Consider the following 25517-nt stretch of genomic DNA (forward strand, 5'->3'; position numbering starts at 1 on the left):
TACTCCTTTCATAGTTCTGTTAATTATGTCGTTTTACTTTACTTAAGACTTTTTTATAGCCAGAAGCAATAATTATGCGCTCAGATGGAATGACGTATAAAATGGCCACATATAATACAACACATAAAAGCATACAGACGACGGTCCACCATACTGCATCATAGAGATGTAAAATACTATAGGCAATTAACCCAACTATAGATGCTGTAATGAGATATACACTGATATTAGATATTATGCGAAATGTACTCATATTGACAAATAAAGCTAATAGCAACATAGAAGCTGCTAGCATTTCCATTCTTACTAACGATCGAGCATATACAAAGGTACTGAAATCATATTGAATACAAATATAAATAACTGGTATTAAAACTACTAGATGTAGTATTTGAGTCCAAAATGATAGATTAGGCATCCCTTTTGCACGAAATATTTCGGAAATCAAATTAGCTGTTACAGTCATAATAGCCGAACTCAATGCCCATGAACCTAATACAATGCCCGCTAACGTCCATTGTGGCCCTAGTAAAAGCTGGACAACAAAGTCTTGAAATACAAATAAGCCTACACCTAGAGGTACCAAAAATAGAGCCATATAGCGTTGGAATGTAAAGAATGTATTCGAAAAGGCCTGTTGATTATTTTGCACACGACTTAAAGCCGCGAATAATACAGGAGCCAAAGATGCTGTAGCCATAGCCATTACAGTCGTAACAATAGCCATTGGCATCTTATATATACCCAAATAATAAGCATCTAAAAAACGGCTAATAATGAATGTATCCACCCAAGCAGTGAGCCATATAGAAAATGCTTCAGCTAAAGACCATGCACTATAGTTAAACATGTTCATAAAGACGCGGCTACTAAAAAACAGATGAATTTGATTCTTCCGACTCTTTAATAATGCCAACACCGTAAATAGCTGAGACCCTAGCATACCAGCAATTAAAGACCAATAATCGTACCCCATAAGCGCCATTGGTATAGATATCAATATAGGTGTAAGAATTGTTATGAGCCTAATATTTAAAAGAAACTTGAAATTAAAATCTCTTCGATACAATGCCATTTGGACACTACTAAAAGCAGATAAAGGAATCATAGCGCCCATCACGGCTAAAGGTATACCTAAGCCATCATTACCTACTAATACAGCCAATTCATCACGACCGATTATGATAGCGCTCCATAAAACTAGAGAAAACACTAGGTTGGCAATAAATGCCACATCTGTAGCCTCTTGCTTATCTTGGGCACTTTCAAACTCATGCTGAACAAGAAATTTTTGAAAACCCGCATCAGCAAGCATTTCCGCAAAAGATATAACCATCATAATCGTCGCCAATATGCCGAATGCGGTCGGTGCTAACATATGGGCCAATATTATATTTGTCAGTGGTGTAATAAGCTTTGCCAAAACCTCTGTAATAACAGACCATTTAGCAGCAGCTACGATTTTAGTATCCATTATTTCTTATTGATATTCTTAATGCCTCTCAAGAATAGTTCATGATGAGCTTCACATTCCAAATAATTTTGTATTGCTAAATAACTCGTTTTGCCCAAAATAAGTTCTACCAATTTTCGGCCCAATAAAGCATTAATAGCGCGTACAATAAATGATCTACCTAAAAACTCACGCAAATAACGTTTTACATGTGTATCAGCAAAGACCTTATAAGCTTGAGTCACAAAGTGAGGGTCTTTAATTTCTTCACTACGTTTTCTATAAGCCTCTAATGTTTCTGTAGCTTCAACTTCTGTGGCTAATCGTGTACCATTATCGGTTCTACGAATAGGCAATTCAGACACCACAAAATCATCCTTAGTTACGTCTACAGTAACTAGTATTGAATCTTTAATAAATTCTTGATGGTTTACAAAAAAATCGGAATTAAAGATAAAGTTGCCTTGTCCATAAATGATAGTGCCTCCCTGGTAATCTTCACGAGACCCTACACAATGATTATGTTGACAGATAACGAGATTCGCTCCACTATCGACAAATTTACGGCAATATCTCTGTAGCATAGGAGATGGATAGCGATAGAATTCCTTGCCGCCGTGATATAGAACGATGACATAGTCGCATTGTGCCTTTAAAACTTTCACTTCGTCAAAGCTTTCTAGCACATCAAAAGGATTAGCCCCCATTGTATGACAAGTAGCCATAGTAAACTCATTCTCTGTACAAAGATAGAATCCAATACGTATATCATCTTTTTCAAAGATAAATGGCTTCTTAGCCTCTTTCAAATTAGCTCCAGCTCCAGCATGAGCAATCTTATGCTGCTTCAACAAATTTAATGTTGTCGTCAACCCTTCCACCCCTTGATCTAAGGAGTGGTTATTAGCCAGTGTTAAAAATAACGGCTCTAACACCTTATATCCATTAATTGTTTTTGTAGGCGCAATTAAATTATTACCAAATTTTACGATGGGTGTCTCTATATCAGTAAGAGGAACCTCTAAATTGAAAACATTTAAATCCGATTGCTTCAAAATTTCATAAAGCTCTTTTCCTACAAAAGCTTCTCCATTACCGTTTTCAAATAATGTTTTATTAATATCCGTAGGAACTAAATCAGCCCCGATGTACATTCTCAAGATGTAACCACTCTCCTAATTCATAATCCTTTGACATAGGACGAAATCTTTCAAATCCAGCACCAGGAAAAAATGTTAATTCTCCAATAAATAGATGCCCTTTAATTTCATAAAAATCAACACGCAAAAATGGACACCCTTTGCTAAGCTCCATCGCAACCTGTTGCATTTCACCATATGTGTCTGGCTTTGGAAACTTTGTAGGTAACGGTGGATAATGTCCAAAATGAATTCCCATAGGATTCCAATCGATATCATAGAAGTTCATACGCGTTCCTGTTTTAGAAAAACGATTAGAACATACTACTGTTAACTTTGGTTCACCATGAAAGCAATACATCTTATAATCTAATATGTCATTGCTACCTAACTCCGACAAATATTCCTCTCCGATAATACGTCGAGGAACATTCTTATAAGGCCACTCTCTAGCAATACGTGAATAATCCCGTTTTAAGAATGTTCTTAATTTAGCTTTTGCTGCTTCCCAATCAAGTGTTGATTTATCTTTACAAATAACGATGCCTCCACTATCATGTGTACATTTCAAAACGAATTGATTAGGCAATCTATCAAGATCAATATCATCTACAGAGTTCCATACGGAAATCGTAGGTATTATATACTGATTACCTACACGTTGAGCAATAAAATGTTTAGCTTCATGTTTATCAACCATCACTGTTTGTATTGGGTCTCTAAAATTAACCTTAAGCCATTGTAACTTTTCGCTGAAAGTTTTTGGATTTTCTAGATCTAAAGGGTATCCCATATACTTAGGAAATACCTTCTTCAAAAAGTCTTCATCAGACAAAGAGTCATAATAACCCGATTTAATTAATACCCTCGTACGATAGTAAGGTTTTGTTAGAAAGGACATGCCAACATTACACAATTTTCTGAACTTCATGTTTTCGTCCTTTCCGAAGCAGTTGCACTTCTAAATAAAACAACATCATATAAAAATAAGTGCTCTTACTTTCATAAGAAACCATACCCATATCCATAACAATCTGTGAAAGGAATAGAATGAGTACCATTATATATTCATTACTATGGATATCACGATAGCGAATTAAATTATAAGCCACATAGAGATACATTGAATAATAGGCTAGTAAACCAATGACACCCGTGCCAGCTAATAACTCAATATAATTGTTATGCAAGTAGTAATTATCTTTGCCATACACGAAAAAAGTATATACAGATGGATTATTGATACCTACACCAGTTATGGGAGATTGATAAAATAAGTCCCATCCAATATCTACCAAAGCTAACCGAATAATAGTGGATGAGTCCCCCCCTGTGCCTGTAAAGGCTTCTACCATGTTAGACATTCGGTCTAATACTTCAGAGAACATCGGCAATTGCAATACCGCAATACCTATAATGGTAAGACCTAATAAGGAACCAATAACTTTTACAATAGAATTGACCGCATTAGCACTACGAAAACTTTTAAAAATAAAGAGTAATACTGTACCAACACCGACAAAAACTAAGGCCTTACGACTACCTGTAGCCGCTAAAATACCAAGTGTTGGTAATGCAATAATATGCCACCAACGAGGACGATCGTATAGCATATAATACAAGGTCATAACAATAGCATTGGCACCCAATAGCCCTACCGTATTCGCATTCAATGCATCATTAGCAATACGTGCTGAGGATGATAAAACAGTAATAAAATAATCTAAACCGTAGAAATAAACAGTATAGAAACAAACTATATAGCCTGTCCACATGCCAATCTTTAATAATGTATCCACCGATTTCTTATCTTGATAACACATGTATAAAATGATGAGCATAAAGAATATCTTGACCATATCAAAACTTCGGCTCATAGCTACGGAAACATCTGTGGCATTAATCGCACTTAGATAACAAGCACCAATAAAAATTAACATATAAGCATGCATCCAATTAAACCGCAGTTTTATAACACCCTGTTCTCGTATAAGATAAAAAATGATGAGGCCAAATAAGCATACAAATAATACATACGCACCATAGTTCGCTTCGCCAAGGGCAAAGGAAATGGTCAACGACAACACTAAAAAGATTAGAGTTATGAACCATATCATGCGATCAGCAAGAGCCGTAATATTTAACTTCAATGGTTCTCCTCCTTACAACTCATAAAACTTCTAACCAACGTTTTGCGATTTTCCATAATGGAAATTCATCGCGTACTTTGATGGCATTCTGTGAAAGTTTAGCCGCTAGTGCAGGATCTTTTAATATACTGCGCATAGCTTCATACATAGCCTGCGTATCACCTACAGGCACAAGGATACCATTCTCTCCACTTTTAATTACCATACGAGCACCGCCTACAGGACAGTCTGTAACTACTGCCGGCAGACCCATGCCCAATGCTTCCAACATAGAATTTGAAATGCCTTCAAAATCAGAAGATGATACAAACATGGAACAAGGGGCTACCTTTTCTAAAATATTGCTAGCAAATCCAGGCAATAAAACGCGATTCTCTAAATTAAGAGACTTAATTTGAGCTCGTAGTTCATCCTCTAATACACCTTGACCATAAATGACAAGTTTATATTCTGGAAACTCATCTGCCAACATACTAAAGGCTTTAATCATCATAGGCAAATTCTTTTGCGGATGCAAACGACAAGCTGTAACGATTGTCTTTTCTCGTTCCCCTTCTATAGGTGGCGGCAATTTACCATTAATAGGATTGGGGATAATAACACCGCGATTTTGGACAGATTTTGGAAAATAAGAACGAGCATCTTCCGTCTGAAATACTAGTGCATCTGCAAATCGAAAAGCAAAATTGCGCAACGCTTGTTGATGCCACCCAATAGGTACCATACGCGGGTTATTGCGTTCAGAAAAAACAATGCGATTTTTTATAAACCAAGAACTAATCGATAAGATAAAACTCGATGCAGACAAAAAAGATAAGCATGTCGCATTTGGCCTAGTCTTTAAGATTTTGATTAGTTCTTTTATTTCTTGCATAAAGCGAATGACTTTATTAGAGCTTGTAGTATGAATTTCGATTTGTTCAATACCTTCCTCTAACGCATATTCATTACCATATCGATTAGGGCTTGTTTGGATAACTGTAATATGATGACCATCATGTACCCACTGACGAGCCAACTCTGTTAAGATTCGTTCAGCCCCATCATTACCAAGGGAGATGGTGACAATTATTATTTCCTTTTTCATAAGCCTTCCTCTTGGATATATTCTGCCAGTCTTACATAGGCTTGTGCCATTGATACCTTAGGTTGCCAACCTAGGGATTTTAACTTCTTAGAACTTAAGAACATATGCACTGTCGGTGCATAGCCGAGCCCTTGTACATCTTTTGGAATATCAAAGATGACTTCACTCTTATCATTGCTAACATGAGTTGCCACTAAATGAGCAATGCTTGCAATAGAACGCGTCTCCTCATCATGACAAACATTATATGCTTCACCAGGTAGTCCCTCTTTTAAAAGAGTTAAAAGCCCAGTTAAGGCATCGGTAATATAGCAATAATTCGACATAGAATCACCCTTTGTATGAAGTACAATAGCTTCTTTTTTAATAGCACTCTTAGTAAACTGCATAAAAACGCGATTATCAGCTACTGGAACACCTGGACCAAAGGTTTGAGCTAGTCTAGCTATTACAGCAGGAACGCCATATTCCACAGCATAGGACTTACAATAACATTCACAAAGTCTTTTGCTTTCGGAATAAGAACTACGAACATTTAGGTGATCCAAATAGCCTAATCTTTCCTCTGTCATAACTTGGCCAGATTCATACGGTACCCCATATTGCTCCATACTGGATAAGTAAACTAGTTTCTTTACCTTTTGACGGCGACCTAACTCAAGCATGGCCTCCGTACCATAAAAAGAGGTACGGATAGTTTCTACAGGATGTTCTACAAAAAACTTAGACTGTGTTGGTGCGGCTCCATGCAAAATATAATCACATGGCACATCAATAGATTCTAATGAACCATCTACTAGGGTTAATGACTTATTGTCTAAATACTCACCGAGAATATTTTTTGCCTTTTCATGGCTTCGCACATGACCAATCACTTTTAAATCCAGGTCATGAGTCTCATTGGCAAGTATAAGTAATTTTATAAACATCGATCCAATAAGCCCCGTTGCACCTGTTATAAGAATGCATTGATGACGGAGGAAATGAAAGTAATTTTTTTCATGTACTAAAGCCGTTAACTCGCGTTGAATAACGGAATTACTCATCTTTTAATCCTCCTAGCTCACGATTTTTAATAATCCCTGTGAACATATAATAATCAGATGGAGTTGTAATCTTTATATTTTCAGTTTCCCCTAACACAGGATATAGAGTATATCCATAGTGCATCATCATCGATGCGGAATCAATAAAGTCATGAATGCCCTCATCTTTTGCACGGTTATGAACTGATATAATATCATCTAATCTAAAACTCTGTGGAGCTTTAGCCATAAGACATTCATTGCGATTTAAAATATGCTTAATAGAACCATTTTGGGTAACCATAACCGTTTCTATAGCTGGAGTAACAGTAATGGCAGACCCCTTTGACTCAACAGATTCTATGTTTCTCTCTATGGTAGAGTTATCTACAAGTGGACGAACCCCATCATGAATCAATACAGTCACCGCGTCATCAGGGAATAAACGCTTAGCCTCTACTAGCCCATTATATTGGGATTCCAAAGCACTTTCACCACCAGGCACAATGGATAATACCTTTTGTAACCCCGCCTTTTCTATGAGTTGTTTAGTATGATCAATCCATTCTACTTTACAGGCAAGAACAATCCCATCAATAGTCTTCGTTTGTTCAAATACATCTAAGGTTTGAATCAAAATCGGTCTACCGTTCCATTCTAAAAATTGTTTTGGCGTCTTACTGTTTTTCATACGAGCACCTACGCCCCCCGCAAAGATTACTGCTATTCGTTTCATAGGCCCTCCTTATGGTTGAGCTTCTTTCTTAGCATAATGTATGCCTTTATACTCCTTGTAAGGTGTGTGTAAATCAGCAAATACTGCATCATGTTTTGCTACACGTTGCTCTACAGGTGGTAATTGCATATAGTCTCCCCAAATGAGATGCAAATATCTCTCATACCCTTTCATAACAGGTATTTGATGACCTTCAAAGTCTTTATATACAACATAAGCAAAGTCCTCTCTAGGATGACGTAGCTTCATACCTTTTAAGCTACCGATTAACTCCGTACACTCATCACTCGTATCAAAGTCGTATTGAGACATTCTCTTTTCTGCAAATCGCCAAATATGATAGCGTATAGATTGACTGGAAAAAATCTTATAAATATAACCAGCTAAAGCACGATATGTAGGCCCTTTATTATCTGGTAAACGCTGCGCATTAAAGAGTGCAAACGTCATGGCCCACATCAATTGCAATAAACGACTAATTTTGCCGGGTGCACAGCCATCAATAGGCATAATTTCAAGTGCTAAACCATGACAAACATCTTCATGCATACTATGACGATTAATAAAGGTCGTATTATTATCTCTTATAGATGCACCTGCATCATGATAGATGTGATCTCGATCAGTACGACAATACGTAAATCGTTCAGTGTCAGCATATTTTGGCCATAATTTAGCTAACTTTTCATAATCTGGACGAGGCATAAATAGATCTAAATCATCATCCCAAGGGATAAATCCATTATGCCGAATAGCCCCAATGAGACCACCGCCGCAAAGATAAAAGCGCAAATTATGTTTATCACAGAACTCTTTAAAGTACAGCAACATATTCAGCTCTTTTTCTTGTATTTCCTTTGTCATAGATGTACTCATAGGGACCTCTTTCAACGTAATACAGCTAATACTGTATCAATCATCGTTTTTATATCTTGTAAAAAAGAAAACTCCTTAATACTCTTTAAATTCCAAGCCATCTTGCCCGGTAAAACCTCATTTATATAGACTTCATCAATATTTTGAGCATTTTGTAAAAGTTGATCTTCATCCTTATAAGTAATACTGGCATTACTGGTAACCCCAGCTGGTAATAATAAGGTAGCTTTCATTTCATCTGTATAAGCAGACACGTAACGTGGAACCTCAGGTCTTGTACCAACAAAACTCATATCGCCTAAAAGGATATTGATAAGCTGAGGCAATTCATCGAGGCGACAGCTGCGAAGCATATTTCCGACCTTAGTGACACGCATATCATTTTGCGACGTCACTTGTGATCCTAAAGATTCTGCATTTTTTACCATAGTACGAAATTTATAGATGCCAAAGGTGCGACCGTACTGTGTCACTCGAGTTTGACGGAAAAAAACCTCTCCCTCACTATCTCGTTTAATCATGATGGCTAGTACCAAAAATACAGGACTTAATGTAATAAGCAGTCCCGCTGCCATTACGCGGTCAAAAATGCTTTTACAAAGAAGGCTTGTACGTCTTTGATTTAATATTTCAAAATAGGGACGAACCGCTTCACACTGTAGCTCTTGTGGTAGATCATGAAAGTTCTTTACTAGCATTCGGTAATAATCCTTTTAAACTGTTCAATGATATATTGCACTTCTTCATCTGTAAGGAGCGTATGAAGTGGCAATGTAATTTCATTCTTAAATTGGTCATAAGCATTTGGATAGTCATCGATTGTAAAGCCTAAGTTTTTGTAAGCCGTATGCATTGGAATTGGCTTATAGTGAACATTCGTTGCAATGCCAGCCTCAGCCATAGCTTCTATAACCTTATTTCGATATTCCGCATCACGGCCATCTAAACGGACTAAATACAAGTGACCACTACTCTCATGCTCATCTGTATAATGGTTCAACAATGTAACAGGTAAATCCTTAAATGCTGTATCATAAGCTTCGATAATTTCTTTACGACGTGCCAAAAGTTTTGGGTATCTTTCAAATTGAGCTAGCCCAATAGCCGCCATGATATCCGTCATATTACATTTATAATAGGTACCTTTAATATCATATTCCCAAGCACCTGCTTTTGTTTTTGCAAGAGCATCCTTATCTTGACCATGCAAAGATAGCAATTGGAATTGCTTGTAAATAGTTTCATCATCAATACCATCTATATGACGCCATGTAGCACAGCCGCCTTCAGCAGTAGTAAAATTTTTTACTGCATGAAAGGAAAAACTACTAAAATCTGCAACATTACCTGTTGATACTCCTTTATAAGATGCACCAAAGGAATGAGCACAATCAGCCACAATAGGGATATGGCCTAATGCTTTTTGAATATCATTAGATGGTGTGAAGAGAGATTTCTTTTCCTCTACAATGGAACGCAAGCGATCATAATCACAAGGCACCCCCGCAATATCTACAGGGATGATTGCTTTTGTTTTTGGTGTAATAGCGCGAGCGACTGCATCGTAATCCATTTCATAAGCATCTTTCTGTGTATCAACGAGTACTAAGGTAGCACCTACATGAACTACAGGACTCGCACTAGCTGTATAAGAATAAGCACTAGTTATGACTTCGTCTCCAGGTCCAATACCCAATACACGAAGAGACATTTCAAGCGCTGCCGTAGCAGAGTTTAAACAAACGGATTTAGGTGTACCTAACTGATGAGCTATCTTTTTTTCTAATTCTTTAGTACGAGGACCCGTCGTAATCCACCCACTTTTTAAGGCTTCAACGACTTCATTGATTTCTAACTCTGTAATATCTGGAGGAGAAAAATTAATTCTCATATAAATCACCTCAATACTTTCTGTACCATATTGATACGTTTGATTTATCACATAGAATACTGATTAAAACAGTTATATTAAGCATCAATTACGATAGATCCTAAAAGAGAAATACCTACTTGTGAAAGCCGTTTCTTAGCTTCAATCAAATCTTTTGGACTAGCTACTTCATTTTTAACAACTAACACAACACCATCTGATTTTTCTGCCAATACAACCGCATCTGTAACAGACAATACGGGTGGTGTATCTATGATAATCACATCATATTCATCACGTACATACTCAAAAATCGCAGGTAATTTGCTAGAATCTACAATATCAGATGGATATTCAACAACTTCACCCGCCGTAAGAACATCCAAATGAGGCACTACATTACGATGAATCGTCAAATCTTCATCCATCACCACCGCATTTGTAAGGCCCTTATTTTGTACATTAAAGGCTATATGTTGTGTTGGATTACGTAGATTACCATCTACTAGAAGAACTTTATTATTATTTTTAGATAAAGCTAATGCAGTATTAGCAGCCACCTCAGAAGTGCCTTCACAACTAGTGGCTGCAGTAATACAAATAAGCTTATACTTATATTGGTTACATACATATTGAAGATTGCTACGCAATGTACGGTATGCTTCCACAAGTGGTGTATCACCACGTTCATTAGAAATTAGTCTAATCATATTAACCTCTCACTTTGCGCAACAATGCTACGAAACGATTACTAGGCTCTTCGTATTCTACTTCTTTATGATTTGGAATCACGCCCAAGTTTTGAATGCCAAGGATGTCATTAATCTCTTGTACAGATTGGACTTTGCGATTACCGAAGAATTGGACCAATGTATAGAGACAACCAAAGAGGACCCCTAAAATGGCAGCGCCTAATAAAATAAGTACTTTACGCGGCGCAATTGCTTTTTCTGGTAATGTTGGAGCATCTACGATTTGAACTTCATTTGGTACCATAACCTCTGCTACCTTCGCTTCTTCTAAGCGAGTGGATAGCATTTGATAGATATCTTGTGCCACATCTACATCACGTTTTGCTTGGATATAACCGCGTTCTTTTTCAGGTAATCCCTTTATAGCTTCTTCGTTTGCTTTATCTAACTCAGCTAATGTAGATTGTTTACCTTGAGCTACAGCTAACGCAGCTTCATTTTTGAACTTATCCGCTAGCAATCCTTGTTGTGCAGAGTTGCTTGAAGGTGCTTGTTGAGAGGCAATAGCGTTGATTTCAGCATTTAGACCACTTTTAGCTTCTTCAATTTGTTGATTAATTTCTTTCATCGCAGGATGTTCATCAGTATATTTACCAATATAAGAAGCTTTACGAGATTCTAAATCTGCTAACTGACCCTTGTAGGCTTGAACCGTAGCACTATCAGCGATGCTTTTACCTGCAGAACCTAATTGCTCATTGATACTGCCAAGTGCAGCTTGTGCCGTTTCTAAATCGAGTTGATTTTGAGCCTTCTCACGATCAATTAGAGTAATCTTATCAGTTAAGCCTTTCATCTGATCAGCTGTAGAGTACACCTTATTATCTACTTGGAATTGTTGCAATTTATTTTCTGCTTGCTCTAATTCAAATTTTGCAGTAACAACGCGTTTTTGTAAGAATTCACGAGTAGTTCGTTGTTCAACATGAGAAATTTCGGCAAGACGTTTCAAGAAGGTATCAATAAGTAATTGATTAGCTTCTTGTGCTTGCTCAGGGCTCTTACCAGTTACGCTTACTTGTAATAACTCGGTTTCTTTATACGGTTTAGTTTCAATGCGAGTTTTAACAAAATCTTCATATGTTGGCGCATTACCGGTACCTTCAGGATCTTCTATAGCAGTAATTACTGGCTCTACTACATTACGACTTTTTAAAATTTCTGCATCTGTGTTCATCAATTGACGAGACATAGAATCAGAATAGGCATTAGCACTAGATAATACAGAATTTCTCAAACCTTGAGCTTGTTTAATGCGCAACATCGATGTAGATTGATATGTAGATGGTGCAAGAAAGGCATACGCACCACCTAAAACCATACATGCTACCGTAATATTAATAATTTTACTGCGCTTTTTAATGAGGACTCTGCCTACCTCTTTTAAATCAATAATTTGTTCCACCCATATACCCCTTTCTGTAAAAGTATACAAACAACAGGGTCTCTCCCACTTAGAATATTAACTGTACCTAACCCTCTCAATAAAGGCACAATGTATCAAAATTAAAATAGTCTTATACATATATCGGGTAATAAATGTATCATCCACGACCTATACATTATGATTTGGATCGTATGTAGGAATGATATCCTGCAATACATTAATCACATCTATATCGGTTTTACATGTATCAAAGCGCTCTATTTCACGACTCAGCCATTCTTGATCAACATCTTCTAGAGCTGCTTCAAAAATTTTCTTATGCGTAGTAGTATTCGTACCTTCTCCGGCAGTTAATAGTTCTTCATATAACTTTTCACCTGGACGTAAGCCAGTAAATTCAATACGAATATCCTTATTAGGCTCAAAGCCAGAAAGGCGAATCATATTCTTAGCCAAATCGACAATTTTAACCGGTTCACCCATATCCAAAAGGAACACTTCTCCTCCATTCCCCATGGCACCAGCTTGAAGTACTAATTGACTGGCTTCAGGAATAGTCATGAAATAACGTGTCATTTCTGGATCTGTAACGGTTACAGGACCACCTGCTTCAATTTGTTTACGGAATAAAGGAATAACCGAACCACGGCTACCAAGTACATTACCAAAACGAACTGTTATAAACTTAGTATCATATGTGTGATTCATACCAAGTACAACTTTTTCAGCAACCCGTTTTGTAGCGCCCATAACGCTAGTTGGATTCACCGCTTTATCCGTGGAAATCATAACAAATCGATCTACCCCATGAGCTCCGGCTACATCCGCAACATTACGAGTACCATAAATATTATTTAATACCGCAGCAATTGGCTGGATTTCCATAAGAGGCACATGTTTGTGAGCTGCCGCATGAAATACTACATCAGGATTATAGTTTTTGAAAATTTGTTCTAATTGATTCTTATCGCGAATATCTGCAATGATTGGAACCAAGGTATCTTGGGGCGCAATATTGCGCAATTCTTGATGAATAAGATAAATACTATTTTCACCATGACCTAGAAGCAATAGCTTTTTAGGCTTTACACGTAAAACTTGACGACAAATTTCAGAACCAATAGAGCCCCCTGCACCAGTAACTAAAACCACTTTATCCTTAAGATATGTTTCAACCTTGGACGTGTCGAGCTGAATCTCATCACGCTCCAACAAGTCCTCGATTGAAACAGGATGTAAATGAGATACAAGAACTTCATCATCAAGTAATTGATACATCCCCGGTAAAATATTGATTTTACATTTTAAGGGAGAACAGATTTCCATGATTTCTTGAATAATATCTCGCTTCACGGAAGGCATGGCAATAATAATTTCTTCTACCTTATATTTAGCAACTAATGCTGGAATATCTTCACGATTACCGAGAATTCTAAAACCATTCATAAGACGATTATGTTTAAACATGTCATCATCAACATAACCAATCACTCGACGAGAACGCTTATGATATCGTTCAATTTCACGAGCTATAGTTGCACCTGCATCACCGGCGCCTATGATCAATGTATTCACTTGGCCACTTTCACCATCATCCCCACTGCTATAGTGAAGTGCCACATAATGAAGCAACATACGTCCCATACCTACAGCACCTGTAGTGAGGAACCATGTAATAAAATAGACAGAACGTGGTAATGACTTACCAAATACAAACATAGAGGAATAGAATAAAGCCGTACCAATTGTAGTCGCTACAAATACTGCTAATACCTCTCGCATCCCTGCATAGCGCCAAATACGTGTATATAAATGCATTATCAAGAACATCAACATATACGAAATAAGTAATAACGGAAGTGCATCCACCATTTGATTAATATATTGAGGTTCTATGTGTCCATCAAATCGAATAAAAAGACTGATAAAAGCAACGATTACAATCGTCACAATATCGGTAATAAACAATATGGATGGTAATAAATATGAACGCAAAAAAACGCCCCCTTATATGATAGATATCGCCTTATCTTTAATCCTTACCTATTCGTGATACCATATAAGCCCCTGTTAAGATTGGAGCAATATCACGAGCAAAGTTGATACGACTATTCTTAGTTAAGTAAAGAATATCACCTTCACGCATGATGTAGTTTTCAGACATATCTCCAGTTTGTAAAATACGATTCAAATTGATAGGAATCGGTTTCTCTGGATTATCTTGATGAATCAAGTAAATTTTCTTCTTTGCTGTATCCCAGTTAAAACTACCTGCAGCCCCAATCGCATCAATAACTGTACTAGATTTAGTCAACGTATAGGCGCCAGGCTTATTAATTTCACCAAATACATATACGCGAACACCGCCCAATTTCGATACATTTACTGTGATATCAGGATTAATGATATAACGAGACAAACCTTGCTGTAATTCAGCTGTAAATTCATCTACAGTTAAGTCATCTGCTTTTACAGCACCAACCATAGGAAACGATACATATCCATCTGGTCTGACGGTATACACAATGTCATTACCATTACGCGTACCAAGCTCTGCCTGCTGAACCACTTGAATATTCAGTTCATCGCCTTGACGCAGACGATATTCTTTATCAGAGCTAATTACAGATGCACTATTTTCCAATGGTGCATGGCCTTCCATTTGTACATTCTTAGCATTATAAGGCTGATTAGTATTTATATTAACTGGTGCAGCCATAGCCATTGTTGTAGTACATAAGAATGTAGCCATCATCATATACTGTTTCTTCTTCATACTTACCTCTTTTTTATTCAACTTATTTAATTCATCACTTAATTATTGATGTATCTTATATCTAAAAAATCAGTCATGCTATTTTATCATTTTTTTAAATATACTTCTACAAATCTAGTATCTTCCAGGCGAACTTCATATAATCTTCAACAACAATTCCCTAAAAATACAGTATTTTCAATATATGTTCATTAATTATTATTTGCTTTTTTCATTCTTAATTCACTAGATTTATTATTGATTATCTTAAAAATAATAAAAAATTTATAAACTCACTTCATTATCAGCTCACATAGTGCTGCTATTTCTATCAGAATTAGTGATAAAAAATAAGGTGTATATACTAGAAATCTAGTATATACACCTTATTCAAAGTTTTGACAATAATAATCGCTTTATATAATTACTTATTCAACACGACCGCCTAAATAAGCTTCCATAACACGAGGATTATGGCGAACTTCATCAGCAGATCCAGATAATACCATTTTACCAGTCTCTAAAACATACGCATAATCAGCAATCTTCAATGCTTGACGTACATTTTGTTCTACTAAAAGAACTGTTGTTCCATCGGCACTAATTTCTTTAATGGTTTCAAAAATCTCATTTACTACTAAAGGCGCAAGCCCCATAGATGGTTCGTCTAGTAATAACAACTTTGGACGAGCCATAAGTGCACGGCCAATAGCTAGCATTTGCTGTTGACCACCAGATAAAGTACCACCCAATTGATAGCTTCGTTCATCAAGAATAGGGAATCGTTTAAATACCTTTTTGATATCTGCTTCGATTTCTTTATCTTTACGTGTATAAGCACCCATTTCAAGGTTCTCATAAACACTCATATCTTGTAGTATTTGACGCCCTTCAGGAACTAAAGAGATACCATTCTGTACAACTTGATGAGTTTGACGACTCGTAATATCTTGACCTTCAAAAATCACTCGACCAGATGTGGGTTTTACAAGTCCCATAATAGTCTTCATCGTAGTAGTCTTACCAGCACCATTAGCACCAATAAGAGATACAATCGAACCTTGTGGAACCTCTAGGCTTATATCTTTTAGGGCTGTAATATGTCCATAACCAGCCACAATATTTTCTAGTTTTAACATATTACACCTCTTCTTTACCTAAGTATGCTTCAATTACAGCTTCATTATTTTGAATTTCTTGAGGTGTACCTTCGGCAATTTTCTTGCCAAAGTTAAGTACTACCAAACGATCACAGATATTCATCATCAATTCCATGGCATGTTCAATAACCACAACGGTAATACCTAGATCACGAATCTTGCCAATCAATTGACGCAAAACTTCAGTTTCACTATCATTCATACCGGCTGCCGGTTCATCAAGCAAGATTAACTGAGGATGTGTCGCTAAGGCACGGGCAATTTCAAGACGACGTTGCTTACCATACGGTAATGATGTGGCAACCTCTTCCGCATCTTCTTCAAGCCCTACAAGCTTTAAAAACTCATAGGCAATACCACGGCAACGTTCTTCTTCAATACGTTGACGTTTTGTTTTCAAGAAGCTAGATAGGAATCCAGAGCCAGTGCGACAATGCATACCGGTTAATACAGTTTCAAGAGCTGTCATATTGCCAAAGAGACGAATATTTTGGAATGTACGAGCAATACCCATTTCAACAGTTCTATGAGGCTTAATCCCTACAGCAGACATACCATCAAAAACAATTTCGCCCGAACTTACTGGGAATACACCTGTAATCAAGTTGAACAGTGTCGTCTTACCAGCACCATTTGGACCAATAACACCAAATACTTCACCTTGTTTAACGCCAAAAGATACTCCTGTGAGGGCTGCAACGCCACCAAAGCTTTTACTTACGTCATTTAATTCTAATAGCATTCAGTTCCCTCCTATCCTTGTTTTTCTTCTTGTTGTTTGCGTTTATATGCTTCAAAACGTTCTGTCAACACTTGTGATTCAGGAATATATGGAGCCTTTTTAAAGCCTAATTTGCGACTAATTTTGTCTACCATCGATTCTGTCAGAATACCATCTGGGCGAACTGCCATCAAAATAACGAGTAATGCACCGTAGATGATGTCCCGATAATCGGATAAGAAGCGCAATACTTCTGGCAATAATGTAAGAATAAAGGAACCTAATACTGAGCCCCATACTACATTAGAACCACCAAATACAGGGAATAATAAGATTTGAACTACCTTATGGTAGCTAAAGTCTGTAGGATTTATAAAGTTTGTAATATGCGCATACAAACCACCGCCAATACCAGCGATGAAAGCACCAATGATAAAGGCCATCATCTTATAGTATACAACGTTAATCCCCATCAATTCTGCTGCATGATCATCAGCCTTAATCGCTGCAAAGGCACGGCCCACACGACTATTATTGATTCGTACACAAAAGGCAATAATCAATACTAAAATAGCTAACAAAATAATGATAGCCATTAGATTGCCCCATGCAACAGCATCAATGCCCATTAAACCATCGATATCAAGTTCATAGGCTAAGTTTGTTAATTCTTGAGGAATGGATGGAATACCAGAAAGGCCTAATGCACCATTAGTAATATCCAAATTCAAGAAAATAACACGCACAACTTCGCCAAAACCAAGAGTAGCAATGGCAAGATATAATCCGCGAAGACGTGTTGTTGGTAAACCGATAATAACGGCTACAAGGCTAGCAACTAAACCACCAATGATAATGCCTAAAACGATAGGCAAATCAGCTTTCAAAGAAAGGATAGCGCCTACATATGCACCAACGCTCATAAAGCCAGCAGCCCCTAAAGAAAGCTGACCACTTGCAAGTGTGAAATAAATTGAAATACCCATGATGGCATTGATGATGAAAAACATCACGATCTGTAGATAATACGGGTTCAATAAATCCATTATGGTCTCCCCCCTTTATCTTTAGATCCAAACAAGCCTTGTGGGCGCCAGAATAATAATAGGATGATGAGACCAAAGGCCACAGCATCACGGAATGTAGATGCGCCATATGCAACAGAGAAGATTTCTGCTACGCCTAAAATGAAGCCGCCAACCATGGCACCTGTAATATTACCAAGGCCACCTAAGATAAGTACTGCAAGGCCTTTAAAGCCTATAATAACCCCCATCGTAGGCTCAATAGCATTAAAGGACAAGCCTACCAACACGCCTGCAGCAGCACCTAAAGCAGATGCAATCATAACTGTAACAGATATAATCATTGTTGGATTAATACCCAAGAGAGCTGCTGTTTCCGTACTCATAGATACAGCGCGAATAGCCTTACCAATCTTAGTTTTCTTAATAACTATATTAAGAATCAGCATTAAAACAATAGAAACGCCTAAGCCAATAATTTGTACCATGGAAATTTTGAAAGCTCCAAAGTCGATTAGGCCACCAATATAGTCTGGTGGGAACGATCTAGTTTGAGGGCCCCAAAGCAATAATGCCAAACTTTCAAGGAAAATAGAAACACCAATGGTACTAATAAGTGGTGCCAAGTGAGACACCTTTTTCTTACGAAGTGGACGAAGCGCCACAAATTCTAAAAGATAACCAAGGATAGCACCGATAGCCATAGCTACGATAAGGGCTACAAAAATGTTAACGTCAAAAACAGTTACCATAAAAAGACCAACGAAGGCACCTATCATAAAGATGCCTCCGTGTGCCATGTTGATGATATTTAAAACGCCAAACACAAGTGTTAAGCCAATAGCGAGTACAGCATATAAGCTACCGAGGGTTAACCCGTTAACTAATTGTTGTAAAAACACTATACTACCTCAACTTTTATTTTTTTAATGCGTCAAATTGACCGTTTTTAATTTGTAAAACTTGAACTTCCATGGAAGGGTCGCGTTTTTCGTTGAACTTGAATTGACCAGTTACACCAACAAAGTCAGCAATATTTTTCAAAGCTTCTCGGAATTTTTCACGATCTGTAGTGGAACCTGCTTTTTTCAAAGCTGCTTCATAGAGGTATACCGCATCATAAGCTTGAGCTGCGAATTGGTCTGGTTCTTTACCGTATTTATCTTTATAAGCTTTACGGAAATCTTTTACCTTTTGATCGTCTTTGTTAGGGAACCAAGGTGTACCTACGATAACGCCATCAGCTGCAGCACCTGCAATTTTAATGAATTCAGGGCTGTTAAAGCCATTGGAACCAACTACAGGTTGATTCATACCCATTTCACGCATTTTTTTCATGATTAATGCGCCTTCTTGGTAAAGAGAAGCAACTACGATAACATCAGGTTTTGCTTGTTGAATCTTAGTTAATTGTGCAGAGAAATCAGTATCTTTATCTGCAAATGTTTCAGTATCAACGATTTGTACGCCTTCAGATTCCAATGCTTTACGAGCTGTATTATTTACAGATACCATTTGGTCATTATTGTTGGAGTACATAATAGCTGCAGTTTTGAAGCCTAAAGTTTTATGTGCTTCTTTAATTGCAGTATCTACTGCCAAGGATTCAGGTACAGCATTACGGAAAATGTAATCGCCGATATCTGTAATACCTTCAGCAGTTGTAGATGTACCAAGAGCTACGATTTTACTTTTGTTTGCTACAGGACCAGCTGCCATCATTTCACCAGATAACATTGGGCCGATAACAGCTACAACTTTATCCTTAGAAATTACTTTATTCATTGCATTAATTGCTTCGTTTTTATCACCTTTAGTATCTTCTACTAATAAGTTAATTTTTACAGCATTTGCATCAGCGTTAATTTCGCTTACTGCCAATTCTGCACCAGCTTTAATGGACTCACCATATGCGGCTGCACCACCAGTTGTTGTTGTCAACAATGCGATTTTAGCTTCATTGCTATTTGCATTACCTGCATCTTTATTACTGCCACAACCAGCAGCAACTGCCATTACACCAGCAAGGCCAAAAATGACTGCTTTTTTTAACATGGATTTATTCATGTTACACCCTTCCTTTAAAACATAAAACTTTGATTCTATACCTATATTATGAGAAATTTCAATCTTTTGTCAATTAAAAGAAAATGATTTTAATTCCTTAATAATATATACATTAAAAAGCTATTCACATAGCCGTTCCCACTTCTCATATAATGAATCCAACTCAGTTTGAGTCTCTTCAATTTGTATGGAAATTTTAGACATTTCATCTAAATCTTGTTGTACTACAGGATTCGCTAATTGCACTTCATACATCTTCATCGTCGCCTCTAAACGAGCAATTTCAGCTTCTACCTCAGCTAATTGTTTTTCTACCATATAAGCATTTGGCTTCTTCTGATTTTCCTCTATAGTTTCTGATGCTGAAAGCATTGACTCATTAGTAGGAGTAGCTTTACTATCACGCTTACTGCTATCAGAGTTTTTCTCATTAGCCAATGCTAATAAATCTTCTTGCTCTTTCAGCTTTTCCTTATAGTATGAATAATTACCGAGATACTCTGTAATTTTACCTTCATCTAGAATTACTGTTTTTGTAGAAACTTGATCCAAGAAGTATCTATCATGAGAAATAATAAAACAAGTCCCTTCAAATTGTTGCAATGCTTCCTCTACAATTTCTCGTGTAGGAATATCTAAATGGTTTGTCGGTTCATCTAAAATTAGAAAATTATCTCCTTGAAGAAATAATTTAAGCAAAGCTAAACGAGCGCGCTCACCACCAGATAATTCACCTACTAGCTTAAATACATCGTCCCCTTTAAACAGGAAAGCCCCCAGCACATTACGAGCCTTATCCTCGCTGTAGTTAAAGTGATTCATGATCTCTTCCACTACCTGCCAAGAATCATGCAATTCTTCGTGTTCTTGTGAGAAGTAACCGACTTGTACGCGATTGCCAATATCCACATGACCAACTTCAGGAAATAGTTCTCCTACAATGGTTTTCACCAGTGTAGACTTACCCGCGCCATTAGGTCCAATAAGCGCTACTGATTCACCTCGTCGAACAACAAGAGAGATATCATCAATAATACAACTTTCACCATATCCGACAGATAAGTGATCTAATACTAAAACCTTATCAGCACTCATCGCAGCAGGAGGAAAAGAAAATTGTAAATGATGTGAAGTAACAGGTGCCTCTAGCCGCTCTAATCGATTTAGTTGAGACTGACGACCACGAGCCATTTTAGACTTGATACCAGCGCGGTATTTATCTATATAAGCCTCTGTTTTCTTAATATACTCCTGCTGTTTTTCATAGGCCACCATATCAGCCTTTAAACGTTCATCACGTTGTTGAATATAGCGACTATAGTTACCACGATAGGTTGTGGCTTTGTGATTATCTAACTCCACAACACCTGTGACGATACGATCTAGAAAATATCTATCATGGCTGACAATGAGAATACCACCTTGATAGGCAGATAAGTACCCCTCTAACCACTCCAGCATATCCATATCTAAATGGTTAGTCGGTTCGTCTAAGAATAAAAAATCAGGACTACGTACTAACGCTTTAGCTAAATTGATACGCGTTTTTTGACCACCTGAAAAAGCATTAGCCGGCTTATCTAAGTCATCATCAGTAAAACCAAGACCATAGACTATGCGCTTTGTCTTTTGCTCGTAGTCATAGCCACCTAGCCATTCTAGACGATTCTGTAAATAATCTAAGCGTTGTAAATCCGATTCGCTAGCCTCTTCGGTTTCCAAGCGACTAGTGAGCTCTTTTAATTGTTTTTCCAATGCATGAACATCAGCCCAAGCTTTTTCGATTTCCGTAGCAAGGCTATCATCTCCAAGATTTACATCTTGTTGTAAATAGCCAATACTAGCAACAGGCGACTTGACTACATTACCTTCATCGAGTTCTTCATAGCCTAATATGCACTTTAACAAGGTAGATTTCCCAGCCCCATTAGGGCCTACCAATGCGAGTCGATCCCCTTCTTTTATCTCAAAAGACACATTGGAAAATACTTGGCGCACCCCAAATGATTTTCCAAGGTCTATCATTCGAATGCGTTCCATTCACAACCTCCTAATCATTTACTCTTCATTATACCACAGTTGCCCTCACTAACATTAACATTTCTATAGAATCTTTTGTTTTTCGACTATGACGGAATAATTTTCCTAACAAAGGGATATCTCCCAAAATAGGTATTTTTTGTATTTGATGTTGATCTCGATTATCCATGAGTCCACCAATAACTAGCACTTCTCCTGGTTGTAATCGTACTCTTGTATGTGCTTGACGTGTGCTTATTTTGTAGGCTTTCATTTCAGATACCATAATAGGTGTACTCACTTCTGCATGTATTTTAGCATCTACACCACCATCAGCGGTAATGATAGGAGTGTAATTCAACTTAATGCCCACCTCTTCATAACGAGTAGAACGCTTTCGTTCGCCATTCACTTCTGACTCTTCTATAACAGGTATTCTTTCACCTATCAAGATATGCGCAGTCTCACCATTGAGAGCCATGATAGATGGTTTTGCAATTAAAACGGCCTTACCTGAGCTTTCCATAAGACTTAGCTCTGGCTTTACAAAGAACTTATAGGCTTCCCCAGTCGGTGTTTTACCAAAAGTAACAGCGCCATAGGAATGTGTTTTGTCTTCTCCATGTCCAGTTAAGCTGAGCCAAGACCATCGAAAACCCTGTTCTTTTGCATAAGATTGTTCCATGGCAATGATGGTAGCTTCCAATTGCACTTGTTTTGGTTCCTTGTCGATAGCACGTACTAAGGTTTCTACACGTCGCTTTTCTCCGCTCGTCAAATGCATAATTACTTCATTTTGTTCTGAAAGCACTGCCATTTTATCATTTTTTACCACTGTGCCTACCACATTTTTCAAAGACTCAGCCGGTAAATGTTCAGGTGATATAACATATAGTTCTCTTTTTTCAAGTGTTTCATCATCAGAATCAATAAGAAGTGTGTTATGCTCCTTCAATACGGAGAAATGATATAACTTACCTAATTCATTAATAATCCCTTCTGGGGATTCTCCCGTTACAGTGGCCGTAACAGTCCCTTTTAACGACTCTACACCAATAACAGATATACCGTAACTACGACAAATTCCTAAAACGGTTTCCTTTAAGGATGCATTGCGTACAGAAATCGTTATGAGTTTGTTCTCAATATTTTTTTCATTTTTAGCTACTTCACCACTATTTACAATGTTTTCAGAACTACTAGTAGTTATCCTATCAGTACCATTAGCAAATACCATGAAGGGAGTTACAAGCATTACGACCATCCATAAGCTTATTTGCAATATAACTGTCACTATAATCTTATCTATACATTTTAGACCTATAAAGCTTAATCGATTTTTAGCCACCGTGATGAACCTCCTTCAATAATTTCTACACCACTTGCAGTTATCTTAGATACTGATATTTCTTTCCACACACTTCCTATACTAACCATTTGTTCCTCTGTACCTTTTCGTAAAATAGCAATATTCTGTTGTCCCTCAATAATACCTATAAGCTCTATGGGATGTTGTTTGATAGGATTACTTATAGAAGGTTGTATACTAGATTCAACTCGTCTAGCACTAATATCTTTAGCTTTTAATTCAATATAATTACCACTATGCTTTTTATTATTTCTTATTTGTTGATATTTTTCATTTCTACGACTTTCATCTACCTTTTTCTCAAAAGTCTTCATTGAATCATCTGACTCATGTAAATCATTATTTATATCAACGAAATTGCCATTACTATCTTTAGTTATCTTATTCTGACCAAGTAATTCATCTATAGGAATATCTTTAAAAACCTCTCGCCAAGGATTTGCTCGCTCAACACCGGTAATATCATATAATAATCGTCCATGAACATCGCTTTTTACCTCTCTATCCTTTACATTTTTTATATCACTTTCATCTTTAAAATAGTTCTTTCCTTTCCCATTTCTATTATCATGTGTTGTTTCTTTTGATAATTTTTCTGAGCCTCGTTCAATTTGATTAGCATCTCTACCATTAGATTGATCTAAACTAATATGAACATTTTTCTCCTCATGTGGATAAAAAATACCAATGCCTAAAAGGGCAACCGTAATGATAAAGAAAATACCAAGTGCAAACTTATAGTGGCGCATAATAAAATGCTGCTTATCAATCCACATTTTCATACGTTCTATATAGTCTTGTAAGTTCATAATCCACCTCCTGCTGACATATTCTAGGAGGCTCTTTTAAAATCCTACAAAAAAATGACTCTACCAGTCACCAAGGTGACTAATAGAGTCATTCATTATATTGACAAATCAAAACAATTCGTTCTTTATTTACTATTAAATCCATCTGGATGAGAGGTATGCCAATGCCATGCATCTTTGATAACATCAGCAACATTACTAAATTTAGGATCCCAACCAAGTAAATTTTTGATTTTTTCAGAGGAAGCAATTAATGTTCCTGGATCACCAGCACGGCGATCACCATATTGAACAGAAATATCGATACCCGTAACCTCTTTTGCAGTCTCGATGATTTCCTTTACAGAGAATCCATTACCACTACCAAGATTAAATACTTGAGATTCTCCGCCTTTACGCAAGTAGTCCATAGCCAATACGTGAGCAGCTGCTAAATCATTGACATGAATATAGTCGCGTACACATGTGCCATCAGCTGTATCATAATCAGTCCCAAATACAGTTATATGCTCTCTTTTACCGCGAGCCGCATCTAACACAAGTGGAATCAAATGAGTTTCAGGATGATGGTCTTCTCCAATCATACCAGACGGATCCGCACCGGCCGCATTGAAATAACGCAACGCAACATATGTAGAACCATAAATCGAACTATAATCAGATAACATTTTTTCTATCATCAATTTAGTGCGACCATATACATTTGTTGGTTGTAGCTGAGCATCCTCACAAATAGGAACTACCTTAGGCTCACCATACACAGCAGCCGTACTAGAAAATACAAAATGCTTTATACCTGCGGTACGAGCAGACTCAATAAGGTGATAAGAACCAACTACATTATTTTCATAATAAATAGCTGGATTTTGCATGGATTCACCAACTTGTGAGTGAGCAGCAAAATGCATTACACCTAGGATGTTATGTTCTTTCATAATACCTACTAGTTTAGGATCAGCAATATCCATATTGTAGAACTTTACCCCCTCAGGAATAGATTCTACATGCCCACGAGATAAATTATCTACAATAATTGGTGTATATCCTGCTTGTTGTAAAGCACGTACAGTATGACTCCCAATATAACCAGCACCACCTGTTACTAAAATATTCATAG

23 protein-coding genes are annotated in these 25517 nt (G+C 37.1%); all 23 read right to left on the reverse strand.

Translation table 11 applies throughout. The features are described from left to right. Nucleotides 1-19: 19 nt before the first annotated feature. On the reverse strand, nucleotides 20-1474 hold the full coding sequence (locus E7A03_RS09330) for a lipopolysaccharide biosynthesis protein (RefSeq protein ID WP_278472381.1): 1455 nt from the start codon (nucleotides 1472-1474) through the stop codon (nucleotides 20-22). After that, nucleotides 1474-2607 (reverse strand): CapA family protein, encoded by a 1134-nt coding sequence (locus E7A03_RS09335; RefSeq protein ID WP_227037153.1) that lies wholly within the window; start codon nucleotides 2605-2607, stop codon nucleotides 1474-1476. Before E7A03_RS09335 ends, E7A03_RS09330 begins: the two co-directional genes overlap by 1 nt. After that, nucleotides 2591-3523, reverse strand: a complete 933-nt coding sequence (locus tag E7A03_RS09340) for an ATP-grasp fold amidoligase family protein (RefSeq protein WP_205112300.1) — start codon at nucleotides 3521-3523, stop codon at nucleotides 2591-2593. The genes E7A03_RS09335 and E7A03_RS09340 overlap by 17 nt, the downstream gene beginning before the upstream one ends. Then, on the reverse strand, nucleotides 3501-4742 hold the full coding sequence (locus E7A03_RS09345; protein WP_004693397.1) for an O-antigen ligase family protein: 1242 nt from the start codon (nucleotides 4740-4742) through the stop codon (nucleotides 3501-3503). The genes E7A03_RS09340 and E7A03_RS09345 overlap by 23 nt, the downstream gene beginning before the upstream one ends. A gap of 19 nt (nucleotides 4743-4761) precedes the next feature. Beyond that, nucleotides 4762-5829, reverse strand: a complete 1068-nt coding sequence (locus tag E7A03_RS09350) for a glycosyltransferase (protein ID WP_205112299.1) — start codon at nucleotides 5827-5829, stop codon at nucleotides 4762-4764. Then, a complete protein-coding gene (locus E7A03_RS09355; protein WP_205112298.1) occupies nucleotides 5826-6875 on the reverse strand; it encodes an NAD-dependent epimerase/dehydratase family protein in 1050 nt (349 codons plus the stop codon). Before E7A03_RS09355 ends, E7A03_RS09350 begins: the two co-directional genes overlap by 4 nt. Next, a complete protein-coding gene (locus tag E7A03_RS09360; RefSeq protein WP_205112297.1) occupies nucleotides 6868-7590 on the reverse strand; it encodes an IspD/TarI family cytidylyltransferase in 723 nt (240 codons plus the stop codon). Before E7A03_RS09360 ends, E7A03_RS09355 begins: the two co-directional genes overlap by 8 nt. Before the next feature lie 9 nt (nucleotides 7591-7599). Continuing rightward, a complete protein-coding gene (locus E7A03_RS09365) occupies nucleotides 7600-8466 on the reverse strand; it encodes a LicD family protein (protein WP_205112296.1) in 867 nt (288 codons plus the stop codon). An 11-nt stretch (nucleotides 8467-8477) separates the two neighbouring features. Beyond that, a complete protein-coding gene (locus E7A03_RS09370; RefSeq protein WP_205112295.1) occupies nucleotides 8478-9164 on the reverse strand; it encodes a sugar transferase in 687 nt (228 codons plus the stop codon). After that, on the reverse strand, nucleotides 9158-10357 hold the full coding sequence (locus tag E7A03_RS09375) for a DegT/DnrJ/EryC1/StrS family aminotransferase (protein ID WP_060918977.1): 1200 nt from the start codon (nucleotides 10355-10357) through the stop codon (nucleotides 9158-9160). The genes E7A03_RS09370 and E7A03_RS09375 overlap by 7 nt, the downstream gene beginning before the upstream one ends. A gap of 77 nt (nucleotides 10358-10434) precedes the next feature. Continuing rightward, nucleotides 10435-11046, reverse strand: a complete 612-nt coding sequence (locus tag E7A03_RS09380; protein ID WP_316074056.1) for a CpsD/CapB family tyrosine-protein kinase — start codon at nucleotides 11044-11046, stop codon at nucleotides 10435-10437. A gap of 1 nt (nucleotide 11047) precedes the next feature. Further along, entirely contained in the window at nucleotides 11048-12493 is a 1446-nt protein-coding gene (locus E7A03_RS09385) for a GumC family protein (RefSeq protein ID WP_316074057.1), read from the reverse strand. Nucleotides 12494-12643: 150 nt separating this feature from the next. After that, nucleotides 12644-14470, reverse strand: a complete 1827-nt coding sequence (locus E7A03_RS09390; RefSeq protein WP_004693378.1) for a polysaccharide biosynthesis protein — start codon at nucleotides 14468-14470, stop codon at nucleotides 12644-12646. 37 nt (nucleotides 14471-14507) lie between these two features. Then, nucleotides 14508-15251, reverse strand: coding sequence for a polysaccharide biosynthesis/export family protein (locus E7A03_RS09395; RefSeq protein ID WP_316074058.1), 744 nt, complete (start codon nucleotides 15249-15251; stop codon nucleotides 14508-14510). A gap of 407 nt (nucleotides 15252-15658) precedes the next feature. Beyond that, complete coding sequence (locus tag E7A03_RS09400) at nucleotides 15659-16369, reverse strand: ABC transporter ATP-binding protein (protein WP_004697319.1); 711 nt, start codon at nucleotides 16367-16369, stop codon at nucleotides 15659-15661. Between the two features lies 1 nt (nucleotide 16370). Further along, entirely contained in the window at nucleotides 16371-17132 is a 762-nt protein-coding gene (locus tag E7A03_RS09405) for an ABC transporter ATP-binding protein (RefSeq protein WP_058948426.1), read from the reverse strand. 11 nt (nucleotides 17133-17143) lie between these two features. Beyond that, a complete protein-coding gene (locus tag E7A03_RS09410; protein WP_024061205.1) occupies nucleotides 17144-18157 on the reverse strand; it encodes a branched-chain amino acid ABC transporter permease in 1014 nt (337 codons plus the stop codon). Continuing rightward, nucleotides 18157-19038, reverse strand: a complete 882-nt coding sequence (locus tag E7A03_RS09415; RefSeq protein WP_316074059.1) for a branched-chain amino acid ABC transporter permease — start codon at nucleotides 19036-19038, stop codon at nucleotides 18157-18159. The genes E7A03_RS09410 and E7A03_RS09415 overlap by 1 nt, the downstream gene beginning before the upstream one ends. A gap of 16 nt (nucleotides 19039-19054) precedes the next feature. Next, on the reverse strand, nucleotides 19055-20203 hold the full coding sequence (locus E7A03_RS09420; protein WP_118091540.1) for an ABC transporter substrate-binding protein: 1149 nt from the start codon (nucleotides 20201-20203) through the stop codon (nucleotides 19055-19057). A 120-nt stretch (nucleotides 20204-20323) separates the two neighbouring features. After that, nucleotides 20324-22243, reverse strand: coding sequence for an ABC-F family ATP-binding cassette domain-containing protein (locus E7A03_RS09425; protein WP_316074060.1), 1920 nt, complete (start codon nucleotides 22241-22243; stop codon nucleotides 20324-20326). Nucleotides 22244-22271: 28 nt separating this feature from the next. Then, on the reverse strand, nucleotides 22272-23570 hold the full coding sequence (locus E7A03_RS09430) for a type II secretion system protein GspD (protein ID WP_316074062.1): 1299 nt from the start codon (nucleotides 23568-23570) through the stop codon (nucleotides 22272-22274). Beyond that, nucleotides 23552-24400: a hypothetical protein gene (locus E7A03_RS09435; RefSeq protein ID WP_316074063.1), complete on the reverse strand. Its 849-nt coding sequence runs from the start codon at nucleotides 24398-24400 to the stop codon at nucleotides 23552-23554. The genes E7A03_RS09430 and E7A03_RS09435 overlap by 19 nt, the downstream gene beginning before the upstream one ends. Nucleotides 24401-24525: 125 nt before the next feature. After that, complete coding sequence (gene galE / locus E7A03_RS09440; RefSeq protein WP_316074065.1) at nucleotides 24526-25515, reverse strand: UDP-glucose 4-epimerase GalE; 990 nt, start codon at nucleotides 25513-25515, stop codon at nucleotides 24526-24528. Nucleotides 25516-25517: the final 2 nt, after the last annotated feature.

The organism is Veillonella parvula (genome assembly GCF_032472435.1).
GTDB lineage: Bacteria > Bacillota > Negativicutes > Veillonellales > Veillonellaceae > Veillonella > Veillonella parvula_N.

Excerpts from the sequence above, each read along its gene's own strand:
- E7A03_RS09340 (WP_205112300.1), bottom strand. The coding sequence starts at position 3,523 with ATGAAGTTCAGAAAATTGTGTAATGTTGGCATGTCCTTTCTAACAAAA.
- E7A03_RS09365 (WP_205112296.1), bottom strand. The coding sequence starts at position 8,466 with ATGAGTACATCTATGACAAAGGAAATACAAGAAAAAGAGCTGAATATG.
- E7A03_RS09380 (WP_316074056.1), bottom strand. The coding sequence starts at position 11,046 with ATGATTAGACTAATTTCTAATGAACGTGGTGATACACCACTTGTGGAA.
- E7A03_RS09425 (WP_316074060.1), bottom strand. The coding sequence starts at position 22,243 with ATGGAACGCATTCGAATGATAGACCTTGGAAAATCATTTGGGGTGCGC.
- E7A03_RS09350 (WP_205112299.1), bottom strand. The coding sequence starts at position 5,829 with ATGAAAAAGGAAATAATAATTGTCACCATCTCCCTTGGTAATGATGGG.
- E7A03_RS09335 (WP_227037153.1), bottom strand. The coding sequence starts at position 2,607 with ATGTACATCGGGGCTGATTTAGTTCCTACGGATATTAATAAAACATTA.
- E7A03_RS09370 (WP_205112295.1), bottom strand. The coding sequence starts at position 9,164 with ATGCTAGTAAAGAACTTTCATGATCTACCACAAGAGCTACAGTGTGAA.
- galE (WP_316074065.1), bottom strand. The coding sequence starts at position 25,515 with ATGAATATTTTAGTAACAGGTGGTGCTGGTTATATTGGGAGTCATACT.
- E7A03_RS09405 (WP_058948426.1), bottom strand. The coding sequence starts at position 17,132 with ATGCTATTAGAATTAAATGACGTAAGTAAAAGCTTTGGTGGCGTTGCA.
- E7A03_RS09355 (WP_205112298.1), bottom strand. The coding sequence starts at position 6,875 with ATGAGTAATTCCGTTATTCAACGCGAGTTAACGGCTTTAGTACATGAA.
- E7A03_RS09375 (WP_060918977.1), bottom strand. The coding sequence starts at position 10,357 with ATGAGAATTAATTTTTCTCCTCCAGATATTACAGAGTTAGAAATCAAT.
- E7A03_RS09400 (WP_004697319.1), bottom strand. The coding sequence starts at position 16,369 with ATGTTAAAACTAGAAAATATTGTGGCTGGTTATGGACATATTACAGCC.
- E7A03_RS09360 (WP_205112297.1), bottom strand. The coding sequence starts at position 7,590 with ATGAAACGAATAGCAGTAATCTTTGCGGGGGGCGTAGGTGCTCGTATG.
- E7A03_RS09395 (WP_316074058.1), bottom strand. The coding sequence starts at position 15,251 with ATGAAGAAGAAACAGTATATGATGATGGCTACATTCTTATGTACTACA.
- E7A03_RS09420 (WP_118091540.1), bottom strand. The coding sequence starts at position 20,203 with ATGAATAAATCCATGTTAAAAAAAGCAGTCATTTTTGGCCTTGCTGGT.
- E7A03_RS09410 (WP_024061205.1), bottom strand. The coding sequence starts at position 18,157 with ATGGATTTATTGAACCCGTATTATCTACAGATCGTGATGTTTTTCATC.
- E7A03_RS09330 (WP_278472381.1), bottom strand. The coding sequence starts at position 1,474 with ATGGATACTAAAATCGTAGCTGCTGCTAAATGGTCTGTTATTACAGAG.
- E7A03_RS09435 (WP_316074063.1), bottom strand. The coding sequence starts at position 24,400 with ATGAACTTACAAGACTATATAGAACGTATGAAAATGTGGATTGATAAG.